6 protein-coding genes are annotated in these 5,646 nt (G+C 63.7%); 1 reads left to right on the forward strand and 5 read right to left on the reverse strand.

What is annotated here, in order from left to right; genetic code table 11:
- Positions 1-519 (forward strand): MaoC family dehydratase (locus ACRC1E_RS07555; protein ID WP_438514493.1); only part of this gene is annotated, 519 nt, incomplete at its 5' end.
- A gap of 125 nt (positions 520-644) precedes the next feature.
- Here the strand turns inward: ACRC1E_RS07555 and ACRC1E_RS07560 are convergent.
- The 5 genes from ACRC1E_RS07560 to ACRC1E_RS07580 form a co-directional block, all read right to left on the reverse strand.
- Complete coding sequence (locus tag ACRC1E_RS07560) at positions 645-1,523, reverse strand: SDR family oxidoreductase (RefSeq protein WP_438514494.1); 879 nt, start codon at positions 1,521-1,523, stop codon at positions 645-647.
- 78 nt (positions 1,524-1,601) lie between these two features.
- Positions 1,602-2,753, reverse strand: coding sequence for an acetyl-CoA C-acetyltransferase (locus ACRC1E_RS07565; protein ID WP_438514495.1), 1,152 nt, complete (start codon positions 2,751-2,753; stop codon positions 1,602-1,604).
- 35 nt (positions 2,754-2,788) lie between these two features.
- The gene (locus ACRC1E_RS07570; RefSeq protein ID WP_438514496.1) at positions 2,789-3,844 is read right to left on the reverse strand and encodes an acyl-CoA dehydrogenase family protein; all 1,056 of its coding nucleotides are present in this window, start codon (positions 3,842-3,844) and stop codon (positions 2,789-2,791) included.
- Between the two features lie 11 nt (positions 3,845-3,855).
- Entirely contained in the window at positions 3,856-5,007 is a 1,152-nt protein-coding gene (locus ACRC1E_RS07575) for an acyl-CoA dehydrogenase family protein (RefSeq protein ID WP_438514497.1), read from the reverse strand.
- A 13-nt stretch (positions 5,008-5,020) separates the two neighbouring features.
- The coding region (locus tag ACRC1E_RS07580; RefSeq protein ID WP_438514498.1) for an enoyl-CoA hydratase family protein at positions 5,021-5,646 on the reverse strand (626 nt) is incomplete at its 5' end.

A 5,646-nucleotide genomic window follows, 5' to 3' on the forward strand; every position in this document is an offset into this window, starting at 1 on the left:
ATCGCCCGCAAGGAGGAGGATGCCGCCGCTACCCGCCCATCGCCACAGGCCAAGCGCCAGATCCATTTCAAGGATTTCGACTCGCTTAAAGCACTGATCAGCGAGGAATTCTCGCCGTGGAGCAACCGCTACATAGTGACTCAGGACATCATTGATGCGTTTGCCGCCCTGTCCGGCGACGATTACTGGATACATACCGACCCTGAGCGCGCAAAAAAGCACAGCCCGTTTGGCGGCACCATCGCCCACGGCATGCTGATCCAGGTCCTGCTGTCACGCCTCACCATGCCCCTGGATTGGGAACTCTCCGGCTTCGGCAATATGGCCAACTACGGCAGCAACAAGCTGCGTTTCCCCGCGCCGGTGCCCGCCGGCAGCCAGATCCACGGCCGCGCTCGCGTCAAGGCGGTGGATGAAGTCAAGGCCGGCACCCAGTTGACGCTGGAGATGTGCATCCATGTCGTCGGCCAGGAACGCCCGGCACTCATCAACGAACTGATCGTGCTTTATATGCCCTGAATGTGTGTACCTCGATGTGGTGCTTGGCCCCGTTAATCACGGGGCCTTTTTTGTGGCATCCCGCACGATGAGGCAATAAAAAACCTGCCAAACCGGCAGGCTTTAGTGGCGAAAAGCAGCGCTCTTTAGCTACCCCACACTTTTTTGGGCGGCACCGCCACTTGCAGTAGCGTGCGTATCGCCTCGCCCATACCTTCGGCACTAAAGGCGGCACCACCGTTGCGCGCCTCCGGCCCCGAGCGCCAGCCATCGCACACCGACACGCGGTCGCCCTCGATCTCGAACACCTGCCCGCTCACCCCGCCACTTGCCTTGCTGGCCAGCCACACCACCAGGGGGGCGACATTGGCCGGGTCGTAATGATCGAAGCCGCTGTCCGGTTTTTTCACCAGATCCGGCATCCCCTGTTCGGTCATATGGGTGCGTGCTGCCGGCGCCAGCGCATTGGCGGTGATGCCGTAACGTGCAAGTTCGGCCGCCTGCACCAGCGTCAGCGTCGCCACCCCGCCCTTGGCCGCGGCGTAATTGGACTGGCCGATCGAACCCTGCAAACCGGCGCCCGAGGTGGTGTTGATAATGCGCGCCTCGATCTGGATGCCGTCTTTGCTGAGATTGCGCCAGCGCTCGGCCAGCACCCGCGCGAGGCAAAAATGCCCCTTCAGATGCACCGCCATCACCGCATCCCAGTCTTCCTCCGACAGCGACACGAACATGCGGTCGCGCAGAATGCCGGCATTGTTGACCACGGCGTGCACTTCGCCGAATGCAGCCAGTGCGGCGTCGACGATGGCGCGTGCGCCAGCCAGCGAGCAGATGTCGCCGGCGTTGGCCAGCGCCTTGCCGCCCTTGGCCTGAATGTCGGCAACGACAGCTTCTGCTGCCTCCAGCCGGATATCGTTGACCACCACATTGGCGCCGGCTGCGGCCAAGGCCTCGGCGTAGGCGCGGCCCAGACCGCCACCGGCGCCGGTGATGATCACGGTACGGTTGTTACAGTGCTTCATACTGGACTCCTGAAATCGGGATGAGGGAGTGGGGAGTGGGGAGTAAAAAACCATCCCCAGCGCCCTACGCCCCATGGTTCACAAACGCTCGATAATGGTGACATTGGCCTGACCGCCGCCTTCGCACATGGTCTGCAGGCCGAAGCGCCCGCCGCTGCGTTCAAGTTCGTGCAATAAGGTGGTCATCAGCCGCGCGCCGGAAGCGCCCAGCGGGTGGCCCAGCGCGATGGCACCGCCGTTGACATTGATGCGTGAAGGATCGAAGCCGGTTTCGATTTGCCACGCCATCACCACCGAGGCGAAGGCCTCGTTGATTTCAACCAGATCGATATCGGACAGCTTCATGCCGCAGCGCTTGAGCGCGTATTCGGTCGCCGGAATCGGCGCGCGCAAGTGCCAGATCGGGTCGTCGCCGCGCACCGACAGATGGTGGATGCGCGCACGCGGCGTGAGGCCGTAGCGCTTGATCGCGGCTTCGGACACCACCAGCACGGCAGCTGACGCGTCGGCCGTCTGGCTGGATACCGCTGCGGTGATGCCCGGATAAGCGGCATCGACCGGTTCCAGCTCGGCCATTTTGGCGAGGCTGGTCTCTCGCACCGTCTCGTCAAAATCAAGGCCGTTCAGCGCGACAATCTCGCGCGCGAAATGGCCCTGCTCTGTGGCGTGGCGCGCCTTGGCGTGGCTTTCCAGCGCAAAGGCTTCCATCGCCGCACGCGATAGCCCCCAATGATCGGCAATGCGCTGCGCGGCGTAAAACTGGTTGACCGGCGCATCGCCAAAACGCGCCTGCCAGCCCCGGCTTTCGGCAAACGGCGTGCTGTAGCCGTAGGCTTGACCTGCCAGCATCGCCGCCGAGATCGGGATGCGGGTCATGGTTTGCACGCCCCCGGCCAGCACCACATCCATGGTGCCGGACATCACCGCCTGGGCGGCGAAATGCACCGCCTGCTGGCTGGAGCCGCACTGGCGATCAATAGTGGTGCCGGGCACCGCCAGCGGCATGCCGGCAGCGAGCCACGCGGTACGGGCAATATCGCCGGCCTGCGATCCGATGGTGTCGACGCAGCCGAACACCACATCATCGTAGTCTTCGGCCGGAATGGCATTGCGCCCGACGATGGCACGGATCACATGCGCGCCCAGATCAGCGGCATGCACCTCGGCAAGCGAGCCCTTGCGTTTGCCTGTGGGGCTGCGCAAGGCATCGACGATATAAGCTTGTGCCATGGATTTTCCTTATGGTGATTTCGTGACAGCCGGTTTCAGATAAAGGTCTTGCCCGGGCCGATCTCGGTTTCGGGCGCGAACAGCCAGTCGCCGACGCGGGACTGGTGAAAGCCTGCGTCTCCCCACGCACCGGCCAGCGCCCAGATCCGCTTCATGAAAATCTGCAGGTCGCACTCCCAGGTGTAACCCATCGCACCGTGCACCTGTATGCCGTTGCGTGCCGCCAGTGCCGCCGCCTCGCTGCAGGCCAGACGCGCCTGCGACACATACACGTCGCGCAGCGGGTGGCCATGCTGCTGTGCCCACGCCGCCCGGTTGAATACCGGCTTGGCGAATTCGCTTTGCACCGCCACATCGGCCATATGGTGTTTGACCGCCTGAAAACTGCCGATGGCCTTGCCGAACTGCTTGCGCTGCGCGCTGTAGTCGATGGAAATATCAAGGATGCGCTGGGTCAGCCCCAGCAACTGGCCGCAAATGGCAAGGTTGGCGCGGTTGGTAAGTTCGCGCCACAGTACTTCGCCTTGGACGGCATCGGCCAAGCGCGTACCGGCACCCGTTTCCAGACTGACCCGATACAAGCGCCGCGCCGGATCCACACTGGCCAGCGCACTGACATCCACTTCGCTACGCGGCACGGCATGCACTTCCTGACCGGCCCACACCAGCAACAGATCGGCGCGATCGGCGTCGGCCACCAGCGGATTAAGCGGATGGCTGATCGCGATTTTCAGCTCGCCGGCGGCAAGGCGCGACAAGTTAGCCCGCTGGAAAGACGGCGCATCGGATAGCGAAGCTATCAGGCAGGCGGCCGGATAAGCGGTATTGAGCGCAGCATCCGGCACTGCGTAGTAGCCGAACTCCTGGCTTAGCAGCGCCCAATCGGTATCGGCAAGGCCTAGCCCGCCAAAAGCATCGGGCACCGATAAGGCACTCAGGCCCTGCGCGGCGATCAGCGCTTCCAGTTGCGGGCTGATGCCGGCATCCAGCTCCCAGCCTTCGCGCACGCGCTCGGGACTGGCTTCGACCATCATGAGTGCGCGCATGGCGTCGCGAAATGCGCGCTGGTCGTCGGTATAGGTAAAGTCCATTGGTTTCCCCTTTACTGGCGCGGCATGCCAAGCATGCGTTCGGCGACGATATTGCGCTGGATCTCGTTACTGCCGGCATAGATGGGGCCGGCCTGCGCGAACATGAAACCCTCCATCCAGCGCCGGGACTCGGGCGTAGCCAGCTCGGCACGGCAGCCCAGAATGCGCAAGGCAGTATCGTGCAGCAACAAGTCCAGCTCGGACCAGAAAATCTTGTTGGTGCTCGACTCCGGCCCGATCTTGCTGCCCTTTGCCAGCATGGAAACGGTGCGGTAGGTCGACAGCGCGTAGGCTTCGCTGGCCGATATCGCACGGATGACCGCCGCACGGATAGCCGGATCACGGTCGGCTGCCTCGCGGTTGGCCAGATACAAAGCACGCAGGCGGCGCGCAGTTTGCTGGTAGCGCGCAGGCGAGCGCAGCAGCAGTCCGCGCTCGAAGCCGGCGGTAGCCATCGCCACATTCCAGCCCTCGCCTTCCTCGCCCAGACAGCAATCGACCGGCACGCGCACATTATCGAAGAAGATTTCGGCAAATCCGGCCAGGCCGTTGAGCTGGCGGATCGGGCGTATCGTCACGCCGGGGGTATCCAGCGGCACAAGCAGATAGGACAGGCCATGGTGGCGTTGCGAACCGGCTTCGGTACGAAACAGGCCGAACACCCAGTCAGCCCAGCGTGCGCGTGTCGACCAGGTTTTCTGGCCGTTGATCACGTAATGGTCGCCGTCGCGCACGGCCGTGGTACGAATCGCCGCCATATCCGAACCGGCACCCGGCTCGCTCCACGCCTGCGCCCACATATCGTCGCAGGCAGCCATGCGCGGCAAGAAGCGGGCTTTTTGCGCCTCGGTGCCGTACTCCATCAGCGTGGGGCCCAACAGGAATACGCCGTTCTGGTTCAGGCGCAAGGGCGCATCGGCGGCCCAGTATTCTTCCTCGAAAATCAGCCATTCAAGCAAGCTGGCGCCGCGCCCGCCAAGCGCCTCAGGCCAGGTAATGCCGGCGTAGCCTGCGCTATTGAGTGTCTTCTCCCAGGCGCGGTGCGCCTGAAAACCCTCGTAGGTATCGTAATCGGGCAGCGCCTCGCGCGGCACATGCGCGAGCATCCAGGCGCGGACTTCGGCGCGAAAAGCGTTTTGTGCTGCTGTGTAGTGCAGGTCCATGAACAGGCTCCGCTTAGAAGTGCGCCGTGCGCTTTTCGACAAAGGCATCCCGGGTCTTGGCCGAATCCGGGCTCATATACGCCTGCAGGGTAAAGCCCTGCTCCCAGCGGTACTTGGCTTCCAGATCGCCATCCTCGACCCCGTTCAAGGCCTCCTTGGCGATGCGTATCATCGCCGGGCTCTTGGCGGCAATGCGCGCCGCTATCTCCAGCGCGGTGCCCTGCAACTCGGCCGCCGCCACCACGCGCTCGATGGCCCCCAGGCGCAGTGCTTCGGGCGCGCCTACCATCTCGCCGGTAAAAAACAGGTAACGCGTCTTTTGCACGCCAAACATGCGCTGCAGGTGCGCCGCGCCGCCCATCGCGCCGCGATCGACTTCAGGCAGGCCGAAGCTGGCGTTGTCGGCCGCAATCACGATATCGGCCGCACCGCAGATGCCGATGCCGCCGCCCAGCACAAAGCCGTGTACGGCGGCGATGACCGGCACCTTGTTGCGGTGTACCGCCTTGAAAGTGGCGTAGTTGCCGGCATTGACCGAGACGATCAAGGTGTCGTCGGCAGCAAGCTCCTTGATGTCGACACCGGCACAAAACCCCCGGCCCTCGGCGCGGATCACGATGGCGCGGGTGCAGCCATCCT

The sequence above is a fragment of the Craterilacuibacter sp. genome (genome assembly GCF_051659485.1).
Classification (GTDB): Bacteria; Pseudomonadota; Gammaproteobacteria; order Burkholderiales; family Chromobacteriaceae; genus Craterilacuibacter.